Annotated in this window: 20 protein-coding genes; 1 reads left to right on the forward strand and 19 read right to left on the reverse strand. The window is 34.4% G+C overall.

The features are described from left to right. The first annotated feature begins 97 nt into the window (after positions 1–97). Positions 98–910 carry a mechanosensitive ion channel family protein gene (locus ACN0TY_RS00870; protein WP_236957186.1) on the forward strand — a complete coding sequence of 271 codons (813 nt, stop codon included), beginning with the start codon at positions 98–100 and terminating at the stop codon, positions 908–910. Here ACN0TY_RS00870 and tsaB read toward each other — a convergent pair. From tsaB to sprA, 19 genes are all read right to left on the reverse strand, one after another. Next, entirely contained in the window at positions 907–1,575 is a 669-nt protein-coding gene (gene tsaB / locus ACN0TY_RS00875; protein ID WP_417443004.1) for a tRNA (adenosine(37)-N6)-threonylcarbamoyltransferase complex dimerization subunit type 1 TsaB, read from the reverse strand. The genes ACN0TY_RS00870 and tsaB overlap by 4 nt on opposite strands. 21 nt (positions 1,576–1,596) lie before the next feature. Beyond that, on the reverse strand, positions 1,597–2,967 hold the full coding sequence (locus tag ACN0TY_RS00880; protein WP_417443005.1) for a TolC family protein: 1,371 nt from the start codon (positions 2,965–2,967) through the stop codon (positions 1,597–1,599). Positions 2,968–2,995: 28 nt separating this feature from the next. After that, complete coding sequence (locus ACN0TY_RS00885) at positions 2,996–4,117, reverse strand: efflux RND transporter periplasmic adaptor subunit (RefSeq protein ID WP_236957189.1); 1,122 nt, start codon at positions 4,115–4,117, stop codon at positions 2,996–2,998. 133 nt (positions 4,118–4,250) lie between these two features. Next, a complete protein-coding gene (locus tag ACN0TY_RS00890; RefSeq protein ID WP_236957190.1) occupies positions 4,251–5,507 on the reverse strand; it encodes an ABC transporter permease in 1,257 nt (418 codons plus the stop codon). 2 nt (positions 5,508–5,509) lie between these two features. Next, positions 5,510–6,739, reverse strand: a complete 1,230-nt coding sequence (locus tag ACN0TY_RS00895) for an ABC transporter permease (RefSeq protein WP_417443006.1) — start codon at positions 6,737–6,739, stop codon at positions 5,510–5,512. Beyond that, positions 6,729–7,433: an ABC transporter ATP-binding protein gene (locus tag ACN0TY_RS00900; RefSeq protein ID WP_236957192.1), complete on the reverse strand. Its 705-nt coding sequence runs from the start codon at positions 7,431–7,433 to the stop codon at positions 6,729–6,731. The genes ACN0TY_RS00895 and ACN0TY_RS00900 overlap by 11 nt, the downstream gene beginning before the upstream one ends. Positions 7,434–7,603: 170 nt before the next feature. Further along, positions 7,604–7,816 carry a hypothetical protein gene (locus tag ACN0TY_RS00905; RefSeq protein ID WP_417443007.1) on the reverse strand — a complete coding sequence of 71 codons (213 nt, stop codon included), beginning with the start codon at positions 7,814–7,816 and terminating at the stop codon, positions 7,604–7,606. Positions 7,817–7,827: 11 nt separating this feature from the next. After that, complete coding sequence (locus tag ACN0TY_RS00910; RefSeq protein WP_417443008.1) at positions 7,828–8,358, reverse strand: DUF420 domain-containing protein; 531 nt, start codon at positions 8,356–8,358, stop codon at positions 7,828–7,830. Positions 8,359–8,363: 5 nt separating this feature from the next. Further along, positions 8,364–9,041, reverse strand: coding sequence for an SCO family protein (locus ACN0TY_RS00915; RefSeq protein ID WP_417443009.1), 678 nt, complete (start codon positions 9,039–9,041; stop codon positions 8,364–8,366). Continuing rightward, complete coding sequence (locus ACN0TY_RS00920) at positions 9,031–9,708, reverse strand: hypothetical protein (protein WP_417443010.1); 678 nt, start codon at positions 9,706–9,708, stop codon at positions 9,031–9,033. The genes ACN0TY_RS00915 and ACN0TY_RS00920 overlap by 11 nt, the downstream gene beginning before the upstream one ends. A 73-nt stretch (positions 9,709–9,781) precedes the next feature. Beyond that, positions 9,782–10,129: a cytochrome C oxidase subunit IV family protein gene (locus tag ACN0TY_RS00925; RefSeq protein ID WP_236957197.1), complete on the reverse strand. Its 348-nt coding sequence runs from the start codon at positions 10,127–10,129 to the stop codon at positions 9,782–9,784. Between the two features lie 19 nt (positions 10,130–10,148). Continuing rightward, on the reverse strand, positions 10,149–11,126 hold the full coding sequence (locus tag ACN0TY_RS00930) for a cytochrome c oxidase subunit 3 (RefSeq protein WP_236957198.1): 978 nt from the start codon (positions 11,124–11,126) through the stop codon (positions 10,149–10,151). 50 nt (positions 11,127–11,176) lie between these two features. Beyond that, the gene (locus tag ACN0TY_RS00935) at positions 11,177–11,758 is read right to left on the reverse strand and encodes a cytochrome c oxidase subunit 3 (protein WP_236957199.1); all 582 of its coding nucleotides are present in this window, start codon (positions 11,756–11,758) and stop codon (positions 11,177–11,179) included. After that, a complete protein-coding gene (gene cyoE, locus ACN0TY_RS00940; protein ID WP_417443011.1) occupies positions 11,758–12,663 on the reverse strand; it encodes a heme o synthase in 906 nt (301 codons plus the stop codon). Before cyoE ends, ACN0TY_RS00935 begins: the two co-directional genes overlap by 1 nt. 64 nt (positions 12,664–12,727) lie before the next feature. Next, on the reverse strand, positions 12,728–13,510 hold the full coding sequence (locus ACN0TY_RS00945) for an energy transducer TonB (protein WP_417443012.1): 783 nt from the start codon (positions 13,508–13,510) through the stop codon (positions 12,728–12,730). Between the two features lie 113 nt (positions 13,511–13,623). Next, positions 13,624–14,334 (reverse strand): energy transducer TonB, encoded by a 711-nt coding sequence (locus tag ACN0TY_RS00950; protein ID WP_236957202.1) that lies wholly within the window; start codon positions 14,332–14,334, stop codon positions 13,624–13,626. A 64-nt stretch (positions 14,335–14,398) separates the two neighbouring features. Continuing rightward, positions 14,399–14,773, reverse strand: a complete 375-nt coding sequence (locus ACN0TY_RS00955) for a VanZ family protein (RefSeq protein WP_417443013.1) — start codon at positions 14,771–14,773, stop codon at positions 14,399–14,401. Continuing rightward, positions 14,763–15,143, reverse strand: coding sequence for a glycine cleavage system protein GcvH (gcvH, locus tag ACN0TY_RS00960; protein ID WP_236957204.1), 381 nt, complete (start codon positions 15,141–15,143; stop codon positions 14,763–14,765). The genes ACN0TY_RS00955 and gcvH overlap by 11 nt, the downstream gene beginning before the upstream one ends. Positions 15,144–15,215: 72 nt before the next feature. Beyond that, a complete protein-coding gene (gene sprA / locus ACN0TY_RS00965; protein ID WP_417443014.1) occupies positions 15,216–22,295 on the reverse strand; it encodes a cell surface protein SprA in 7,080 nt (2,359 codons plus the stop codon). Positions 22,296–22,315 lie beyond the last annotated feature (20 nt).

Here is a 22,315-nt window from a genome sequence, read left to right on the forward strand (position 1 = left end):
TTATTTGGAAAATTTTATGAGAAAATACGTAATAAAACTTGTAAAATTCTTTCGATTTAATTTTATAGGTTCTAATTTTGAAAAAAATTAAAATTATATGGAAACAGAAAAGTGGTTTGAACAAGGAATGGAAGTTGCAGTAGCATATGCGCCAAAAGTAATCATGGCTATTTTAATATGGATCATAGGTTCTTTTATATTTGGTCGTGTATTAAAGTTGATTAGAAAAATAATGGAGAGAAGAAATTACGACCTTAGCTTAAGGGAGTTTTTAGCTAATCTACTTTATTGGGCGTTTAAGATCTTATTAATAATAGTAATATTAGGAACTTTAGGGATCGAAACAACTTCTTTTGCCGCAATTATTGCCTCTGCTGGTTTAGCTGTTGGTTTAGCCCTTCAAGGTTCTCTATCTAATTTTGCTGGAGGTGTGCTTATACTAATCTTCAAACCTTTCAAAGTAGGAGATTTTATCGAAGCACAAGGACTTTCTGGTACGGTAAAAGAAATTGGTATTATCAATACTGTATTGAATACTTTCGGAAATCAACAAGCTATTATTCCTAATGGTAAATTATCTAACGAAAACATTGTTAACTACAGTGCAGAAAGTACACGTAGAGAGAACATCACCGCAGGAATAAGCTATGATTCTGATATCAAAAAGGCTAAAGAAATTCTATTAGATATTGTTAAATCTAATGATAAAGTATTAAAACACCCTGCACCAGAAGTAATGGTTGCCGAATTAGCAGATAGCTCTGTAAACTTATCATTAAGATATTGGGCTACAAATGGTGATTTCTGGGCTTGCCGTTGGTACGTTTTAGAAGAAATGAAAAATAGATTTGATGCTGAAGGTATTGAAATTCCTTACCCACATCAAGTAGAGATTCAGAAACAAGCTTAATTTTTAGGTTTTGTAGTTACAAAATCTTTCAAATAATAAGGTTCAAAATAGGCGACATCTTCAAAGTCGCCTTTTTTGTACTTTTCATTTGCAAAAAAAGCCAGCTCTTTAGCCGATGGAAAGTTTACATCTGTTGTAAATATGGCATTTACATTCTTAATAACATCTTTACATTTTGCAGCCCCATCACCAATAAAGCGAACCTCTCCTTCCGATAAATAATCGGAAAATGAATGTTCATCTATAATTTCAGCTTTGGTTTCTCTTATTTGTTGCTTCCCTTTAAAAACAGCTGCATAGACTTCCATTCTACGCGCATCTAAAAGAGATATAACACAACCATCTGTAGCAGCTTGCAGCGCTAATACAGACAATGTAGGTACAGCAATTAATGGTTTATCTAACGCATAACATAAGCCTTTGGCAGCAGAAACACCAATTCGTAATCCAGTGTAAGAACCTGGCCCCATACTTACGGCTATAGCATCGATATCTGAAAATGACAAAGAAGCGTCAAGTAACGCTTCTTTTATAAAAACATGTAAATTTTCAGCATGGGAATACCCCTTGTCGTTAATTTCTTTTAACGCTATTACTTTATCATCACTACTAATACTAACAGAGCAATTGGTAGTGGCTGTCTCTAAATTTAATATTATCGCCATAATGCAAAAGTACCTGCAATCTTACCATTCTTCCAAAGGAATTCCGTAATAAAATTTAAGCACCTTTAAACGGAAGATAAAATCATATTTTGCTTGAATAAGTGTTGCCTCAGAATCATCCAGCCTAGCTTGCGCCTGACTAAAATCAAAACTATTCATTAACCCAACGTTATAACGTTCTTTAGCATAATCGTAAGACAAACGTCTAGCCTCAACAGTTTTTCCAGCCGCCTCATAGTTTTTATAAGCACCTTTAACATCTACAAAAGCTTGGTTAACGTCTGTTTCTAAATTCAATTTATCTTGTTGGAGCTGTAATTCTGCTCTTTGAATGTCTATCTGACTTCTCTTTATATTATTCTTTACACTAAAGTTATTCAGAATAGGAATATTTAGTTGTAACCCATAAGAGAAACCATCTTGTAACCATAATTGGTCTTTAAAAGAAATAGAAGGCCCTGCAATAAAATCTCCTGTAACAGGATTTAAACTCGCTGGATATGTTGCATTATCAGAATACCTAGTGTTGTATTGAAAAAAAGCATTTAAAGAAGGATATCTTGATGCTTTAGCAATTTGTAAATCTTTAGTTGCTAAATCTACATTTGCTTCAGAAGCTTTTATATCATTTCTAAACGTAAGTGCTTTTTCATAAATCTCTTTTGGAGTAATTTTTAAAACAGCATCATCTGGAATCACATACCCTTCATCTACCACGTCAAAATTTTCATAATCGGTGATTTGAAGCAATTGTGCCAAACTAATTCTAGATATAAGCACACTATTTTCAGCATTTACAATTTGTTGTTCCTGCGTAGCTGCTGTAGCTTGAATTTCTAAAAGATCTCCTTTTGGCAGAACCCCATTTTCTACCAACTCATTCGTTCTTTCCAAATCCTGTTGAGTAGATCTATATTGTGCATTTAAAACATTAAGTGTTTCTCTATTAGATAGTATCTGAAGGTATGCATTTGCAACTGCTAGTCTAATATCATCTCTTATATCGTCAGATTGGTATTGCGTTGCTATAGCATTTAATTTCGCTCTGTTAAGCGTATGAAAGTTTCTTAAACCATCAAATAAAGTCAAGGAAGACGATACGGATGGCGTTACATTAAAGAACTTCTGGTTCACAAAACTATTTGTTGTTGGATCTACAGAATATCCTGTGCTTGAAGAAGCAGAGGCCTGAGCATTCAAACTCGGAATAAAATTCCCAATCGCATCAGATTTATCAATCTTTACACTTTCGATATTTAATTCTGCCTGTTGAATGCTTAAGTTATTCTCTTCAGCATATCTTACACATTCTTCAAGTGTCCAAATCTTCTTTTCTTGAGCAAACGCAAAAACCGAACATGTTAATGCTAAAATCAATAATTTTAATTTCATAAAGCGCATTTTTAATTTTCAGTATTAATTAGCTATCTCCCTTTTTCTCATCTTCCATAGGCTCTGTCTTATTCCAGACTTTAATCTTATCGTCTTTAGTAATTCCAGATAAAACCTCTACATTAATTCCATCTGAAACTCCCAATTCTAAATCGTGACGTTCATATTCATTCTCTCCAGTCACTACTTCTACATATGGCTTTTCTGTTTCTTTATCAAACTGAAGTAATGCCTCTTTTATAGCTAATACTTTTTCTTTTTTATCTAAAATGATAGACGCATTAGCACTATAACCAGCTCTTATGAATACATCTGACGGTAAAGATAAATCAGCTTTTATTGTAAACTGAACTGCTCCTTGATCTTCAACTCCTTTTGGAGCGATAAATTTTAATTTAGCATCGAACTCTTTGTCCTGAACAGCTCCTAAATTAATAGAGATTGGCATTCCCATTTCTAATTTATCAACTTCTGCTTCATCTACTTGTCCTTCAAAAATCATTTTCGACATATCTGCAATAGTTGCAATAGATGTACCGTCGTTGAAGTTATTAGCTTCAATAACCTGATCTCCTTCTTTTACTGGAATCTCTAAAACTGTACCTTCTACTGTAGCACGAATATTTGTATTTGCCGTAGCAGAACCCCCTGAAGAACCAACTTTAATAATTTGATAATCGTTTTTAGCATTTTGAAGATCTTGCTTAGCCTGATTGTATTGTAATTCTACAGCTAAGAAATCTTGACTAGCAACTACTCCTTTATCAAAAAGCTTTTTATTTCTATCATATTCTATTTTCGCATTATTCAAAGTGAACTCTGCATTACTAACACGCCCTCTAGCGCTCACTAAAGATTGCTCATTTGGAACAACTTTAATTTTAGCAATAAGATCTCCAGATTTAAGTTTATCACCCTCTTCCACATGAATAGATTCGATAATACCAGATATTTGTGGCTTTATCAATACTTCATCCTCTGGAATAACCTTTCCAGTAGCGACTACTCTATTTGTAATAGTCTCTTCGGTTGCCGTTGCGGTATCAAAAGTAACAGCAGGCTTGCTATTTGTTTTTAAAATTCTAGCAACTGCATATAGAACAAGAACCACTCCTATTCCAATTAAAACGTACTTTAAAATCTTTTTCATCTTATTAAAATTTTTAATTTACCTAAATTGAAAAAATCAAGATTCTCTCATATTTAGGAATTTACACAATAACCGAACTACTTCTTTTTACAGGCCGTACTTTGATTATTTATGCTCATTCATGGTTGTTTAGTTATTCTTCTCTTAATGCTTCTATTGGTTTTATCTTCACAGCTCTATTTGCCGGTATCAATCCTATTAACACACTTAATGAAATCATCAATATAAATGAAAATAGAATTTGTGGGATACTCACCGTTGGATTTACGAAAGGAAACTCATCTGAATTTCCAAACTTATAATCTAAAAAATGCAACGCTGCTACCGATATAACAAAACCTACTAAACCAGCAAAGGTTGTAAGTACAATAGATTCTAATATAATTTGTCTTTTTATAATCTTAGGAGTTGCCCCTAAAGCTCTCCTTACTCCAATCTCATTTGTTCGTTCTTTTACTGTAATCAACAGGATATTACTAACTGCGATTACTCCCGCTAGCAATGTGAATATTCCAACGAAAAAGGAAAACCCTTGCAATACAAATGTAAATGCACTAATCCCTTTAAATATCTCTGAGAAATCGAAAGATCCAATCGCTCTAATATCATCAGGATGAATACTATACTTTCTTTTTAAAATTGTTTTAATTTTATTTTCAGCTACAGCAACCTCTTTATCAGGATCTACCAAAATAGCCATCCAGCCTATTTTATTTCCGCTATTAAAAGCCTTTTGAAAAGTTGTGAACGGTACAAAAATTGAATTCTCGCCTTCGAAATTTATGTTATCGTTCTTCTTATAAATCCCAACAACAGAAAAGTATATTCCGTTTATTTTAACTGATTTCCCTATTGCTTTTTCCCCTTTATCGAACAGTAATTTATAGGCATCTACACCTATAACACAGACTTTTTTAGATTCTTCAATATCGTTATGGTTGATAAATCGACCTTCAACAATTCGCTTTTTTGAAACTAAATCTATACTAGGATAATCTCCATAAACTCCAGATCCACTAGTTCTACCGTTACGAATAACCGTTGCTGTACCACCAAAATCTCCAAGTTGAATTCTAGGCGCTATAATATCTACTTCGCTAACTTGCTTTTTAATAAGATCAACATCCTCTAAAGTAAAATCTATCGGTCTACCACGTTCAAACCCTTTGTATGCCATAGATGTGTTTTGAGTCCACATAAACATACTATTGGTAGCTGTACCAGCAAAAATCTTATTGAATCCATTAGACATTCCGTTGGTAGCACCCAATAAAAGAATTAAGATTACGATTGCAAAAATCACCCCAAGAGTGGTGAGAAATGTTCTCAACATATTCTTAGTTAGCGTACTAAAAACTTCTGTCCAAAGGTCTCTATCAAATATTCCCATAGTTAGTCGGCTCTTAGTGCTACAATTGGTTTTACACGTGCTGCATTTATTGCAGGTATTAATCCTGCTAATAATCCTGCCACAACTAATACAATTGTAGAAGTTACAACAGTTACAGTGTCTACTGATGGATTTGAAAAAGCAGGGGCATCTATTATTGGCGATATAACTCCAACAACTGCCATTGCAAACAACATCCCAATTAATCCAGAAATTGAAGTAATAAACACAGACTCCAGCAACACTAATTTAATAACATCAAATGGTTTTGCTCCCAGCGCCTTTCTTACCCCAATTTCTTTGGTACGTTCTTTAATAATAAAAACTAATATATTTCCTATCCCTACAATCCCGGCAATTAGAATCAACATTCCGATTCCGATACTTATTGCAGAAAGCATTGTTGTGAAGTTAGAAACATCAGAAAAACCTTCTGCATAATTATTCATATATAACGCGCCTTGATCTTCTGGATCTATAACTAATCTACGTTTTAATACGTGTTCTAAATTATCTGAGAAATTTATCGCTTCCGCAAAATTAAATTCAGGATTATACGTTAATGCGATTTGATCTATGTCTTGTGTATTGCTATAAAGCCTTTGCATGGTTGTAACAGGAGCATACATATTACGTTCCTCTCTTTCGTTCCCATCATCAGAAAAAATACCAATTACTTTATAAGCTAACTTATTAAGGATTATATTTTCGCCTATTGGATCGGTATCTTTAAATAACTCTTGCGCAATAACTTTACCTATCACCACAACCTTAAGCGTGTTGCGCATATCGTTATCATTAATATATCGCCCACGATCTATAACCGTTCTTTCTATTATTTGATGATCTGGATTTACCCCGCGAACAGAATAGGACCCTGTTTCTTTTCCGAACCTTGCTTCTACACCTTTAGAAAATCTAGGTGTAATATACTCGTAATACCCTTCGAAACTTTTAGCTATAAAATCTAAGTCTTCATTTTTAAACTGAATCCTTCTTCCTGCTTCAAACCCTTTGTAAGGTTTTGTTGTAGTCCCTGGATATATAAATATTGAATTTGTAGCATCGTCATTAAACTGCTTTGTAAAGCCATTTTTCATGCCATCTACAGAAGCTAGCAGTAGCACAAGAATAAAAATACCCCAAGCGACAGAAAAACCAGTTAAGAAAGTTCTAAGCTTGTTGCTTTTTATACTGTGGAATATTTCTGACCAAAGATCTCTACTGAACATACGGAGAAACTCTTACTTGTTCTACATAGGAGTCTTCAACTATAACACCATCTTTAAGATGAACAATACGCTTACACATATGTGCAATATCATCTTCGTGAGTTACTACCAAAATAGTCTTTCCTTCGTCATTAATTTTCTGGATAAGATCCATCACTTCATGAGAGGTTTTACTATCTAAAGCTCCCGTTGGCTCATCTGCTAACATTACTTTTGGCTCTGCCGCTAATGCTCTCGCTATGGCAACCCTTTGTTTTTGTCCTCCTGAAAGTTCACTTGGTAAATGATCTACCCAAGGTCCCAATCCAACCGATTCGAGGTGCTTTATGGCACGTTCTTTTCTAACTTTTCTATTTACTCCTTGGTAATAAAGTGGAAGTGCCACATTTTCCCAAGCAGATTTATAATTTATTAAATTGAAAGATTGGAAAATAAAACCTAAGAATTTGTTACGGTAATTGGCCGCTTTGGTTTCACTAAGGTCTCTAATTGTAACGCCATCCAAAAGATATTCTCCCTCATCCAGATTATCTAACATTCCTAAGATATTAAGTAACGTAGATTTTCCAGATCCAGAAGACCCCATTATAGCAACCAATTCTCCTTCTTTTACTGAAAAGTTAATTCCTTTAAGCACATGAAGGGAATTACTACCCATGTGGTACGACTTATGAAGGTCTTTTATTTCGATCATGATGGTTAGTTTTCTTAAATAACACACTAATATTATTAGTGAAAATACAAAAATATAAGCTTGGTTAAATCACTCTTACGATAATAAGACTTATATAAACGCTAATTGTTACAAAATAATTAACTTTTTTTTGAAAAAAATTAATCAACTAACTATCAGAATAAAATAATTTACTTCATTCTCTTAAAAATAAAGAAACCTATAACAGCTATTAATATGTATGGAACAGCCATAAGATAAACAATACCGTTATTAATACCTTCAGCAACTTCTTCGTTACCTCCAGTTTCTAGTACGGCACGACACATTGCACATTGCGCTTGAAGAAAGTCTGGCAACAGCACTAAAACTAAAATTATTAATATAACTTTTATGTTTTTCATTTTAATGACTTTTAACTGTAATAAGGAGAAATCATAAGGTAAACAACAACACCAGTAACGGCTACATATAACCACAGAGGGAATGTTATTCTAGCTATCTTTCTATGCTTATCGAAACGCTTAGATAATGCTCGTACAAATGTGATTAATACTAAAGGAATGATAGCAATAGAAAGTATTATGTGTGTTATTAAAATAAAATAATAAACATACTTTATAGCTCCTTCACCTCCAAACACTGTAGAGTCTGAAGTCATATGATATGCCACATACATAACTAAAAACGCAATGGAAAGACCAATACAGGTTTTCATTAAACGCTCATGCAAAACAACATTTTTGTTCTTAATTGCAATCACTGCAATTACCAATAATACTGCGGTTAAACCATTTACAGTAGCATATATTGGTGGTAAAAAAGATAAAGGCTCTACATTTGGTAGTTTTATCCCAAAAAGAGCTGCAACAGCAACAGGAATAGCTATCGACAAGATAACTATCCATTTATTATATTTTTTTTCAAGAGAAGTATTAGAATCCATTCTTATTATTTTAGAAGTATAGCAATATCCTGTTCTATCATTTTAACACCTTCATCCGTAGTGCCATCATAATACACTATCGGATTTCCGAAATCATCTGGTCTAGATCTAATATATCCATCTCTATCTATTAAAGCGAATAATCCTGAGTGCTCAAAACCTCCGTTAACATTTGCATTTTTACCTGCATATAAATTAAAACCAGTATTGGAGAGCTTATACACCTGATCTAAATCCCCTGTCATTAAATGCCAATTAGGATTGGTAATCTCATATTTATCTGCATATTCTTTTAAAACCTCTGGCGTATCATGATCTGGATTAATTGTAAAAGAAGCGATCGCGAAGTCATCATTTCTTTTAAATCGATTTTGAAGCTTCACCATATTTTCAGTCATAACTGGGCAGATTGATGGACAAGTCGTAAAGAAAAATTCAACTACATAGACTTTCCCTTCATAATCTTTATTAGTAATAGTAGTGCCATTTTGATCTACAAACTCAAAAGAAGGCACTTCTCCCATTTTGAGTAAGTCGGAAGCCTCCATTTTCTTTTCTCCAATAGCATGTCTATCTGTATCTACTACAGTTCCATTTTGGATACGTTCTATAATTTTAGGAATAAAAATAATTCCAAAAACCAATACTACAAACCCTACTACTATGTACGACTTATTCTTCATCTTTATTATACTTTAGGAAAGCGTCTTTTTCTGTAACCCCATTTTTCTTTACTGCTAGTCGATATTCTGCTAACAACACCTTTATATCGTCTATCATTTTATTATTCAACACTGCAACAGAAGTAGCATCATAACCATAGAGTTTTCTCCCTGTATGATCATCTTTTAATCTACCACGTAAACTAGCATCTTTATCAACAATAAAAACATAAGGACTATAAAGTTCTTCATTTAGAGAAAACGGCGTTTCAAGACTTTTAAAAACAGATTTTATTTTTTCTTCTGAAGTAAATACAAAATGCCAATTAGATATATCTGTAAGAGATTTAAGTTCTACTTTAAGATTCTCAACATCTTGCTCGCTTCCTTTCGGAGATAAAAAAACAAATTGAAAATCTGTAAAACCTCCAAAGCGTTTAAATATTTTCTGATTAAGGTTAAAAGCATTTAATTTATGAGCTTCTACATTATCACCTAAAAAACCTAATACGGTAATTTTATCTTTAAACTCAACTCCTAATCCATCGGCATCTACAAGTCCGCTAACTTCTTCTATTTCTGAATTAAGAATTGGTAGTTTACCAAAATTATTAACTCCAGAAGCAAAAAAAAGATACACAGCAATAGGAAGCACAAACAATACTGTAAGAACAATATACTTCTTCATTTAAGATATAATTAAAAACAGTGTAAAAATAAAAAAGACGGTTAAAAACCGCCTTATGAATATTGTTAAAGTATTAAAAATCCCAACTTACAAAGCCATCTTGATAGACATCATGAATGTAATTTCCCTCTACTAATAATATAAACATTAGATAAGGAATTAAGATTAATAACGGTAATACTATAGACCATCTAAAGCTTCCTTTCTCTCCTTCTAAGTGCATAAATGCCCAAGCAATATAATATGCTTTAACAAGTGTAAGAATAATAAAGATCCAGTTAAGCAACTTCATCCCTACAACATATGTATCTAGAGCAGCAGGTCTTATAATACCTAATATAACTTCTACGATAGTAATTACGGACATGATTCCAAAAACTACCCAAATTCTTTTTGTATTTGATTCGTGTGCGTGTGCCATTTTTTTCTAAATATATAATTTATACAAGGTAAAAGAAGGTAAATACGAATACCCAAACAAGATCTACAAAGTGCCAGTAAAGACCAACCTTTTCTACCATTTCGTAATTCTTTCTTCTTTCGTAAGTTCCTAAAATAACGTTTATAAAAATAATGATATTGATAACAACTCCAGATAATACGTGGAAACCGTGGAATCCAGTAATAAAGAAGAAGAAATCTGCAAACAATCTATTTCCATATTCGTTGTGAACTAAGTTAGCTCCCTCAACTACCATTGCAGCTTGCCCAAGGCGCTCCGCAGTTTCATCACGAGAAAGAACAATTTTCTTACCGTTCTCGTCAGAAACTTCAGTTCTTGCTACTATATTTTTATTCGCTTCGAAACCTGCTTTTACTTCAGCAACAGAGAAAGATGGTAATGCTGTTTCCGACATAAACCAAATCCCCTCATTAGATTCTTGCGTTTTACGCTCTCCATGTAATGGCTTTGCAAAATCTGCTAATGCAACACGTTCTCCAGTAGTAGCATCTAAAAACTGAAGTATTCTTCCAGATCTAAGCTCTACTGCTCCATATTCCCCTTTGATAAAGTTTTTCCACTCCCATGCTTGAGAACCAAGAAATATTGCTCCCCCGATGATGGTAAAAAACATATACCATATAACTTTAGTCTTTTTAAGTTGGTGTCCTGCATCTACTGCCAACACCATGGTTACAGAAGAAAATATAAGGATAAATGTCATTAATGCCACATAATACATAGGTGCATCTACACCATGTAAAAATGGGAAGTGAGTAAACACTTCATCGGCGATTGGCCATGTTTCGATAAACTTGTATCGAGAAAAACCGTAAGCGGCTAAAAATCCAGAAAAAGTTAATGCATCTGATACGATGAAAAACCACATCATCATCTTACCATAACTAGCGTTAAGAGGTTTGTTGCCTCCGCCCCAAACTTTTTCTTCAGAACCTGTTGTAACAGTAGCTTCCATAAATGTTAAAGTATTCTTATTTTAAAATTTTTCAAATTTACGTTTTTTATTTATCTAAAGAAATAGAAAAATAAAATCAAATATACCCACAAAAAGTCTAGAAAGTGCCAAAACATCGCACCAAGCTCTAAACCAAGTGTTTGACCGGGTTTGTATTTTTCTTTAAAATGATTATAAATTACTACAATCAACACCAATAAACCACCAAAAACGTGCACTAAATGCGAAAATACGATCGCATAAAGGAAAGATGTTGTTATTGTACTCTCTACACCAGTGAAATAAAATCCTGCTTCTACGATTTCTGCAAAACCACGAAATTGGAATATTACAAACACTATTCCTAGCCCTAAAGTAGTCAATAAAAGTCCTGTTGCAGCACTTCTTTTATTATCGTTGACTGCTTTTTTTGCCAAGAAGAAAGTCACACTACTTAATACAATCGCTATTGTACTAATAACAAAAGCAACTGGAATATCTATAGCTGACACCCAGTCTGGCCTTGATTTACTTACAACATAAGCACTGGTTAACCCAGCAAACATCATTGCAATACTTATCATTCCAAACCAAAGCATCATTTTCTTAGCTCTAGCATTCTTTAATTCGCTACTCCCTTGAGTTAAATCCATCAACTTAAAAATTTATCTACTACATATACAATTTGCATTAATGTGATATAGCTAACACTAGCTAACATCAATGCTCTTGCCGATTTATTGTCTCTTCTCTGATATAACCTGAATGCAAAAGTAAGCATTCCTATTCCTAGTAAAAAAATAATTATTGCTGCAGGAACAGAAAGCACCAATCTACCCGTTAATCCTGTAACTGGAAAAACAGAAGCCAAGATCATCCATATAGTATACATAATTATCTGTATAGCCGTAGCTTTATCTTTCTTTCCTGTTGGAAGCATTTTAAATCCTGCACGCTTGTAATCATCATCCAACATCCAACCAATAGCCCAAAAATGAGGAAACTGCCAAAAAAATTGAATCATAAATAACGTTCCTGGCTCTATACCAAAATCGTTAGTAGCAGCAACCCAACCTAACATAAAAGGGATCGCCCCAGGAAAAGCACCTACAAAAACAGCCAATGGCGTTTTAGTTTTTAAAGGCGTATATATACATGTGTATAAAAATATTGAAATCGCACCAAACATTGCCGTTTTAGGATTTACTACATACAAAGCAGTAACTCCAACAATGGTAAATACAATTGCAATAGTAAAAGCTACGGAAGTAGACATCCTTCCTGAAGGAATTGGTCTATTTTGAGTACGCTTCATAAGCGCATCAAGATCTTTCTCTATGAGTTGATTGAAGGCATTGGAAGCTCCTACCATACAATAACCACCAAAGGACAATAGTAAAAGTATCTTCCAGCTAAAAACCTCCGCTCCTAGCAAATAACCTGCTATGGAGGAGAAAACCACACTAAAAGATAGTCCTGCTTTCGTGATTTGTTTAAAATCATCAAAAATCAGGGAAAGTGAATTTGTATTCGTAGCTGTATCCAACGTAGTTTTCATCAATCCATTCTAAATCGGCTGCAAAGATAACTCACAAAAGGTTTTTATGCAATGATTTAGATGATTACTCTACTACAAAGATAATTGGCTTTGTAAACAACACCTCAACTTCTCGATTCCCTTGTATACCGGGCTTCATCTGAGGAATCAATCTAGTTACACGAGCCGCTTCTTTCTCTAAAGATTTATGTGGAGCACGAACTTTAACATCTGATACTTGCCCTTGTTTGTCAATTTTAAACTGAACATCAATTCTAAGTCGACCTGTCAAACCATAATCGGAAGCGATTGAAGCATCAAAATTTCTTTTAACAATTTCATTAATTTCCATACTCATACATTCTCTACGCTCAACATTTGTTTCTAGAGATTCACATCCTGGAAATACAGGCACAAACTCAACATTATTAACAGAAATAGGACCTACATCTTCCACTAGTTCTGGAACTACAATATCATCTACGGAAACCTCCACAACATCTTTAGTAGTATTTAAAAACTCATCTTTAACTTCCAATTTAGCATCATCTTCCACAACGCTAATCTCTTCTGTGATTTTTGTTTTCTGAGGCGTATTGTTTTCCTTAGGTTCGGTCTTTACTTTTTCAGTTTCAAAGTTTGGCATTACAAACACCTCATCTTCATTCAAAACTAAGGAGGCTACCGATTCTTGGGGACTTGGAACAGCAAAGGCTGTTTCAATCAAAAAATAACATACTGCTAAAGCCAATAATAAGCCCAATTGGAAACGAAGAACCCCACCTTTAATCCTAAAATCCTTTTTTGAGGCTACAGAATCATGCTCAGCCCTAACTTGTTCTAACTTTGTTTTCTCAAATACTTTCATAATGCTTTGGTTTTAAATTAATTACTAACAAAAAAGTATTCAACAAACGTACCAAAAACAAAAAAGCCCGAGTAAAAATACTCAGGCTTTGAAAATATATTGTATTAAACGTATTAGTTTAATTTAAATACAATTGGATAAGCAAACGTTACTGGTGTTGGTCTTCCTCTTTGTTTACCAGGAATCAACTTAGGTAACTTATTAATAATTCTTCTTGCTTCAGCATCTAAACTTTTGTCTGGAGCTCTTGTATTAAGGATAGTAATAGAACCATCTTTATTAATACGGAAGTTTACATACACTCTACCTTGAATACCCATTTCTTGAGCCATATCAGGATATTGGAATGTTTTTCTTACGTGCTTATCTAAGTTCTCTTTAAAACATGCAAACTGCTCTGCTTTTGGAACTCCTTTACAGTTCTCAAACATTGGTTTATCTTCAATAACTGTAAAAGGTACATCTACATCAACTACTTCTTCTACCTCAACAATCTCTTCAACTTCAACAATCTCTTCTTCTTGAGACGTTTCTGTAGACTCAATAACTGTCTCCTCTACTTCTTCCTCATCTTCAACAACCTCAATTACTTCAGGTGCTGCTGGTGGCGGTGGAGGTGGTGGAGTTTTTATTTGTTCAGTTAAAGGCACTTCTTCCTCCAACTGCTCATCTACATCCATTGTATAATTAAAAGCTTCTACCTTATCATATTTCTTCCACTCGATAGCTCTCCAAGTAAGGAATGAAATTATAGCCAACCCGATAGCGAAATATAGTCCACTATTACGAGTTAAATCAGCTTTAGGATTCTTTTTAGGTTCCATAATCTATTTATTTGTTTGCTAATTTAATTATTTATTTGCATTATTTCCAATAAAATTTCCCTTTTTAACGCAATCTAGATGCTAAACAAAAGCTTATCAAAAAGATAGCTGTTAAAATTCCTATAGAATTCGCAAGAATATCTTTCAAATCAAAGGATCTCTCATAAGGTAACACATATTGTAATACTTCAATAAGTATACCATAAATAAAAGAAAATAAAGAAATTTTAATAACTGTATTTCTTAATCCTGCTTTTTTAAAATAACAATAAAACAAAATTGTATTGACAAAATAAAATATACCGTGAACTAATTTGTCTGAAACTTCGATTCCTGATTCAACTTCTTTGACTAAATCTACAGAAATCAAGCTTGCTATCGTTATTAAAACCAACCAAGAAATAGCAAAAAAAAGGTAATACTCCTTTTTAAGCTCCAATAAGTTCTTTATAATCAGCATCACTCATTAAGTCTGCAACTTCAGAAGGGTCAGATATTTTTAATTTTATCATCCATCCTTCTCCATAAGGATCTGTATTTACTTTTTCTGGCTCATCTTCAAGAGACTCATTAAATTCTATAATCTCTCCTGAAAGTGGTAAAAATAGATCAGAAACAGTCTTTACAGCTTCTACTGTACCAAAAATCTCTTCTCTCTCTAGTGTTTCATCAACAGTTTCTACCTCCACATAAACGATGTCTCCTAGTTCACCTTGTGCGAAATCTGTAACTCCAATTGTTGCTACATCACCTTCGATCTTAACCCATTCGTGGTCTTTTGTGTATTTTAATTCTGCAGGAATATTCATAAAAAATAAAATATTAGTTTATTAGCTGGACAAATGTAATTCTTTATACTATTGATTTCAAACAGAAAGTTGTTAATTTCCGAAATTATATCGCAATGTAAACCCAGTACGGATAGTTGTTTGCGGGAATGCCGTGGAAACTTTAAATTCTGAGAATGTATGATCGTAGAAAAACAAGGTCGTTAAATTCTTCGTTAAAGCATAATCTGCAGTAAACTTAAGAGCCCAAATATTCTGCCCCGCCGTTACTTGATTCGTATTGATATCTAAATTTCTAATTACCGTTATATTGTCTCGTAGAGATAAATCTGCTTTTAAATTTAAATCTCCTTTTAATACATTTCTTCGTCCTCCAATATTGGTAACAAATCTAAGGTCTGAAATTCGGTATCCTAATCCAACCACATATTCATTTCCTGCCATTTCTGTAAGCAAGTTATTATCGAAACTCATAGAAAGAGCTCTATCTTTTCTCATTTCAGCTAAAACACTTACAGAGTTATTCATTTCGAAATCTACTCGCATCAAAGGATTAAACTGCTCCACCAAAGTAGCATTTGTATACAGGATAGGGTTTTTATAATCTCCCGATTGATCAAACTCACTTCCATTTCCAAAATCTAAATTCGACCTAAAACTATTAATACTATAACTAGAGCGATACCCGTGCGCTAAAGAGAAACGTCTAAAATTATCTTTAAACCATTGTACTCTCATTAAGCCCGTGTACTTCATTGTCCAATTAGGAATTGGTGTATCTCTAAATGCACCAAGAGAAACAGAACTTGCACTCTTACCAGTATACGCAGCTATAAATGCTGGTAATAATACCGCTTGATTTGTAGGACCATATCCTTCTGGATATTCTGTAGCCTCAGGATCCTGCGGAACTCCAGCTAAACGCTGTGCTATTAAAATTCTATTTTTACTGAACTGATTAAATGTCTCCGAAGTTTCCTCTTTAGAACTATCAAATGCAGTTCCGAGCATAATAGTGGAAATTGAAAAATCTCCATATTTATTTTGAATAAGCGGATTGTAATCTATAATACCATCTCCGTTAATATCTTCAATTCTATAATTCTCAGCATACGACTCCGAATATTGCCTATCTGCCACTAAATCTATAGTGAAATCTTTAAAAGGCTGAATATTTGCAGAGATATTAAGCTGATTGGCTTCTCTAGACATATATTGCTCATTAAACTCCGGGAAAGTAGTAAGCCATCCTTTCTGTGCAGCCTCGTAGCGAACATCAGATTGACTTCCAAAAACAAATCCCCATGAAGGCCTTAAAGTTCCAATAAACCCAACGGATTCTGTATATCCTGGAAGAACTTTACCACTATTTCTAGTATAACTTACATTGATCCTTTTTACCATAGTCACCAAATCGATCATGGTATTGTATCCTCCATATTTTTTACCTTCTACAACTTCAGGCACCTCTTCTTGATTAGCATCTGCAATTGGCAACGAGCCTCTTGAAGTTTGGGTGGCTGTGGTTCCGCTTTTCCTTCTTATTCCAAGCGAAGAATACAGCTTATCCATCCCAAAAGAACCATTAAAATTATGCGTGCTCGCATTTTGTATTGTATTAAGATCTTCTCCAGCTACATCATTTAAAACATCACTCCCTCTTTGCCAATCAAAATCCCCAGTATAAGCATAGGTTGCAGTAACAAAATCTAAAAACGGAATTTTATCTAACGGAATATCATAATTAAGCTGAAGTTGCTGCGTATGTCTATTTGGATCTCCTACGTTCCAAAATCCATCCCACAAGGCCAACTCTCTATTTACTATCTGATCTCCGTTCTCATCGTACTCAAAATAATTCTTTACAATATGATTATTCGCTGCGATAAAATTAAACTGCAATGACTTTGTTAAATTATAGTTTACCGCATATTGCCAATCGAATAAATAGTTTCGTTGTTGCACTTCTGGCAATCCTAATAGATTAGATGAAGTACCCGCTTCTAAAACCTGCCTAAAAGATTGTCTATTTAATGTTCTTGTTATATTTGAATTTAAAGAAATACTTGTAGGCAATAAATTAAAGTTGAAATCTTTCAACCAATTCCAATATTTACTCTTAAGAATCGAATCAGCATTTTTTAAAGGAACAACTTCTTTCGGTCTAAAATTATGGTTATACAAGAAACCAGTTCTTACGTTTTGATCCTTTAAGTCTTCAATTTCATAATCTCTATGATCTACTTGATTGTATGCAAAATTAAAAGTGAAGTTTTCAATACCATAAACAGTTGGCTTTTGCTCAGGCCCAATATTTTTTCTAACTCCGATAAAGTTTATACTTTTTCGCTTGGTATAATCTTCAGCCTGTTTTCTAATCTGATCTTCCTCCTGAGAACTTCCAGCAGCATCCAAACGATCTTCTAATTTTATATCTTGGTATAATGGATCGAATTCTGGAGTAATTAACTCTTCCGAAACACTATAATTCATTGGCACTTGCACCCCCCACTTATTAGGAAGTAACTGCCCAAGATTTACATTACTATTCAAAGAATAACCCATAAAATCCTCTCGACTTCTCTCATTTGGAGTTTGATCTATGCTTCCAAAACCAGAAGTACTCATATTTCCTGTTGCTGAAATATTTGCGAAATCAGCAAAATTCAAGTCTACCTGTGCAATAGCAGCCCAACCACCTTGATTATCTAATTCTGCCAAACGAAGTTCATTAAACCATACTTCTCCACAAACATTATCTCCAACCGTAGTACTCGGGTTTTTCACCCCAACCATTGCAGATCGGATATTCCCCAAACTAGGATTTCCTTTCACAGCAACCCTCATATCGCCAAGCTCTCTTGGAGCAAATTCATCAATAGGATTTCCTTCTGAATCGTAATAGGTTAGATCCTGAAGAGATCCATTTGCAATACCTTGAGCTTTTATTTTAGAAAGTAAAGACAAAGGCAAATCAATACTATTGATGTCTGGCCAAATAGTAGCAGCATCTGTAGTTCCTGGCGGAGTAATCTGTAAAGGCACCTCTACTTGGTAATAATTTTCAGTGAAATCTGTACCTAATCTAAGAAAAGCCACTAAATCTCCATCTGCCACAGGAGTATTTTTATACTGCTCAGCATGAACAAACATTTTTATACGTTTATACTGCCTAATATCTATATCTATATTCTTAAAAACACCTCGAGAATCTTCAGGCTCTAAATCACAAACTGCAAAAGAAAGCGACTGCTCATTCTGTCTTATAATAGTGTTATTATTATTTAACTGCTCACGAACTACTCCAGGAGGTAATCTATATGGAATTGGCTCTCGTTGCTCGTTTTCTTGTATATTAACTGTATTTACATCCACAAAAGTACCGTCATCATTTGGATCAGGATCATCATCTGGCTGTAAACTTTGAGAGTAGTTTCTCCAATCTCCACGCACAAGATCTAGCGTTCCAAATCGTAATACAACAGGATCATTAAAACCAGTTAAGAACATTCTCATAAAACTTATCGAACGGATATCTGTAATTCCACCCACAGCCTCATCATATTCATCAATAGGAACTTTAAACTGAATCCAACGTACTCGATAGCTATCATTATTAGGAGTTTCAACTTCAACTTCTCGGATATCTGATACAAAAGGATCTGCTCGTTGAATATTTGGCCCAATCGGAATTCTATATTGGAAGTAACTATCTACCGTATTCATAGTTAAATCTCGGTCGATATCTTCTACATCTGGTAAAGTAGTTGATCCTCTATTTGTATCTCCAACTTGAACTGGAGAATTCCCTTGAGGGTTATTATAATTGTAATACCTATCTAAAATATCACCAGCAGCATCTAAGTAAAATTGGTAGTTATCTAATGCAGGATCCGGCCCAGGATTGCTATAAAAATTAGCCTCATCACCATCTAAAAGACCATCAAAACCAGCATCTTGAATATTTCTATTCCCAGTATCAGCATTAAAAGCATACACTAGAGACTGCGTAGAAGGCACACGACCAAAACTCGTAGTGTTCACTAACGCAGGATTATTCTCTACTGGCAACCCATTTTCGTATTGCTTTCTACCGTCTTTTAAAATATCCTCATTAATATTACCTAAGTTAAAAACAAGTTCTCCATTTTGTCCTGCTGTTGGCCCATCTTCATAATAAGGATCTAGCAACCAAAACTGAATGTATTCCACATTTGCCTGCTCAAAGTTTGTGCTGCTCACCGATCTCATAATTCCACCCCAACGCTCTTGAGCAGGTAAGGTTTCAAAACTTCCATTATCATTATACGGCCCTTTTTCTTCTGGATAATAAGCAATATCTAACGTAGACTGAACTAGCGTTTGCCCTTGTGCCACATCTTGCTGCGGAAAAATTTCATCTATAAAAACACGTCTCGTTTGATTTGTAGAAATATCATCATCTGTAATAGAACCTGGCCGCTGGTTTGTATAAAATATAGGATCGATAGTATACCAAGCCATTTTCGCTCTTTTTGCTCTTGAAGCTACATTATCATTTTCAATTTCTCCACCATAACCAATTGGAGCACTTGCAAGCGTCCATGCTAATGAAGAACGGATATCTATAAAAGCTTGCGCTCCTTCAAAATCATCTAAATAAGACGTCGTTTCCCCATCAAAATCTGATGTTTTTGGAGAACCTGGAATTAAATAGGCAAAATCTCCACGAACAGATAAATTAGAAGGAGCATCTGTATCTATATTTGGTAATTTATTTACCATTCTCGTCAAGAAAGGAATCTCTTTAGAATAGTTTCCATTTAACCCTAAAATCGTATTATTTACGGGTTCTATTCCGAAATTAGCTTTTTGTGTTAGTGGGCGTTCACTCATATTTAAGAATGTTCCTCCTAACATAAAATTCTCATTAAACTGATGCTCGACATGAATCCCTGAGAACCTTCGTGTTTGCTGACCAAAAACAGCATTATTCTCTACTGAAACTTCAATAGGAGTATTAGAAGCTCTTAAACCTTCGTCTAGAATCTGCACAGTCCCTGCTTGATAATTTACAGTATAATCGATTCCCTCTTGAAGCACTCTTCCGCCAGCAGTAACACGTACAGATCCACGAGGCACATTAAATGCCCCTAGCGGAATTCCGCCAGAACTCTCTGCCTTATATCTTCCTTTAAGCATAAACTTATTTTTTTCAGCATTCTCTAAAGAAGCTGTTTTTGTAAGTTTATACATATTACGATACACATATTGCGCTTGGTTATCGTTATTGGGAGTAAAATTTGGATCGTCATAATTATTACCACCACCCAATACATCATATAAATACTCACCAAAAGGCTCTACTTTCGTGAATTTTATTAATCCATTTTGAACATCTACAGTAACTCCAGGTAAAAAGTCAAAGAAACCATCTCCTCCATTCTGCGGATCATTATATACATTCAATCGGTCAAAATTAAACACATCCAACAAGATCCTTTCTTCTAGTCCTTGCGGCCAAGTAGCATCATCTACAGGAGTGATATAATTTATTGGTGACGGATCTGTGTACAATATATTCATTCTGAAATCTTCCTGAGAAAGCTGATACGCCCCCGTAGAATAGAAGTTTTTCATCATTAAGTCCCACACAGGATCTGTAATATTCGTAATATTACTCTTTAACATTTTAAGTACTAAAGCCTGCGGATTAACTTGGGTAACCACACCATTAGTTTCTTCGAATTCTGTAGCATTCACACCATCATTTGCAAATTCTCCAACTTGATAAACCTGCCCTTGATAGGTATATTGATAAGCCACCGCCAAAACCTCATCGTTACTTAAACGCTGATTCAAAGAGATATACCCCAATTGTGTATCTACAGTATATTCTCTATTTGGTTCTAGTTTTCTAGCATTCTCTAAAATCGAATAATCAAATCCCTGACTCGGATTATAACCAGCTGTATTAAAACCTTGCTGTACAGTTGCGATATCTCTAATAGACTCTGTTAATGCAGAACCTGCGCCTCCTATATTAAAAGGGTCATAACCGTTGGAACCATTTCGCGGAAGTGTACTTACAGTATTAAAAAAGCCTCCTGGCGCATTCTGATTAATACGCGTATTATCTGGCACTGGTTCCCCTAAATCTTGAAGCGCTACTAAGTTTCTAACATTATCTGTACGCTGCGCTCTATTTGTTACCCAAACTTCAATTCTGGTAATCTGAACCTGACTTCGGATATAAGGATAGTTTTCTAGCGCTTGGTCATATTGATCTCTAAAATATTGTGAAAGAAAGAAATGTCGATCTTCATCATAATCTAAGGCTAAGATTTCAAATTCATTAACCGTTCCACCGCCTTGAGCTGTTACACTTCTACTTTGAGAACGTTGTTCAGAAAAAACACCTGTAACGGTTGTTCTTCCAAATTGTAATTCTGTTTTAACCCCAAAAAGACTTTGAGCTCCATTTATAAGGGAGCTATTTAGTGGCATACTCACATTACCAACTTCTATTTTTTGGATGATATCGTCTTCGTCTGGAGTATATTCTAATTTTATAAGATTCTGAAAATCGAATGTCGCTTCGGTGTCGTAGTTTGCATTTATAGACAATCGTGTTCCTACTTTACCTAGTAAGCTTAAACTAATACGTTGATCGAAATCAAAAGAAATATTGCTTCTATTTCTAGGAGATAGCGCTGGGTTATCATTCTTCTGAAAACGCACCCCTAAATCCATCGCCACAGAACCTTGTGGAATTACTTCTATAGTATTCCCTCCAAAAACACTTTCAAAAAAGTTAGAGTTGACGTAAAAATTTGGCAGAAGATTCTTTTGAGCCTCTTCCGTTCCTTCTTTTCCGGAGATAGCATCAATCTTCTCTTTAAAGTACCCCTTCATCTCCTCATTAAGAATTAACCGCTCATATTCTTCAGGCGTTAAAATAACAGGATATGAAATATCATAATTACCTACAGATTCAGTAAAAATGTATTTATCTGTAACGGGGTCGTATCTATATTTTGAGGAAATACTTTCAGGCTGCTGTAATTTAATTCTACCCAAAGAGACACCTACCTGAGTAGAATCCTGATCTTGTTCAGGCTCTTCCTGGGAAAAAACTGCAGTCGATATAAACAGACAGCAAATAACAATAAGTGTTTTTAACTGTCTCTTCATTAATATGGGGCTAATTAAGG

The sequence above is a fragment of the Joostella sp. genome, from assembly GCF_048266025.1.
Taxonomy (GTDB): Bacteria; Bacteroidota; Bacteroidia; order Flavobacteriales; family Flavobacteriaceae; genus Galbibacter; species Galbibacter atrarenae.

Coding starts and splice junctions, on each gene's coding strand:
- ACN0TY_RS00930 (WP_236957198.1), bottom strand. CDS start 11,126: ATGGAAGCTACTGTTACAACAGGTTCTGAAGAAAAAGTTTGGGGCGGA.
- sprA (WP_417443014.1), bottom strand. CDS start 22,295: ATGAAGAGACAGTTAAAAACACTTATTGTTATTTGCTGTCTGTTTATA.
- ACN0TY_RS00880 (WP_417443005.1), bottom strand. CDS start 2,967: ATGAAATTAAAATTATTGATTTTAGCATTAACATGTTCGGTTTTTGCG.
- ACN0TY_RS00915 (WP_417443009.1), bottom strand. CDS start 9,041: ATGAAGAATAAGTCGTACATAGTAGTAGGGTTTGTAGTATTGGTTTTT.
- ACN0TY_RS00905 (WP_417443007.1), bottom strand. CDS start 7,816: ATGAAAAACATAAAAGTTATATTAATAATTTTAGTTTTAGTGCTGTTG.
- ACN0TY_RS00925 (WP_236957197.1), bottom strand. CDS start 10,129: ATGGCACACGCACACGAATCAAATACAAAAAGAATTTGGGTAGTTTTT.
- ACN0TY_RS00910 (WP_417443008.1), bottom strand. CDS start 8,358: ATGGATTCTAATACTTCTCTTGAAAAAAAATATAATAAATGGATAGTT.
- ACN0TY_RS00885 (WP_236957189.1), bottom strand. CDS start 4,117: ATGAAAAAGATTTTAAAGTACGTTTTAATTGGAATAGGAGTGGTTCTT.
- ACN0TY_RS00870 (WP_236957186.1), top strand. CDS start 98: ATGGAAACAGAAAAGTGGTTTGAACAAGGAATGGAAGTTGCAGTAGCA.
- gcvH (WP_236957204.1), bottom strand. CDS start 15,143: ATGAATATTCCTGCAGAATTAAAATACACAAAAGACCACGAATGGGTT.
- ACN0TY_RS00950 (WP_236957202.1), bottom strand. CDS start 14,334: ATGGAACCTAAAAAGAATCCTAAAGCTGATTTAACTCGTAATAGTGGA.
- cyoE (WP_417443011.1), bottom strand. CDS start 12,663: ATGAAAACTACGTTGGATACAGCTACGAATACAAATTCACTTTCCCTG.
- ACN0TY_RS00935 (WP_236957199.1), bottom strand. CDS start 11,758: ATGGATTTAACTCAAGGGAGTAGCGAATTAAAGAATGCTAGAGCTAAG.
- ACN0TY_RS00895 (WP_417443006.1), bottom strand. CDS start 6,739: ATGTTCAGTAGAGATCTTTGGTCAGAAATATTCCACAGTATAAAAAGC.
- ACN0TY_RS00945 (WP_417443012.1), bottom strand. CDS start 13,510: ATGAAAGTATTTGAGAAAACAAAGTTAGAACAAGTTAGGGCTGAGCAT.
- ACN0TY_RS00890 (WP_236957190.1), bottom strand. CDS start 5,507: ATGGGAATATTTGATAGAGACCTTTGGACAGAAGTTTTTAGTACGCTA.
- tsaB (WP_417443004.1), bottom strand. CDS start 1,575: ATGGCGATAATATTAAATTTAGAGACAGCCACTACCAATTGCTCTGTT.
- ACN0TY_RS00920 (WP_417443010.1), bottom strand. CDS start 9,708: ATGAAGAAGTATATTGTTCTTACAGTATTGTTTGTGCTTCCTATTGCT.
- ACN0TY_RS00900 (WP_236957192.1), bottom strand. CDS start 7,433: ATGATCGAAATAAAAGACCTTCATAAGTCGTACCACATGGGTAGTAAT.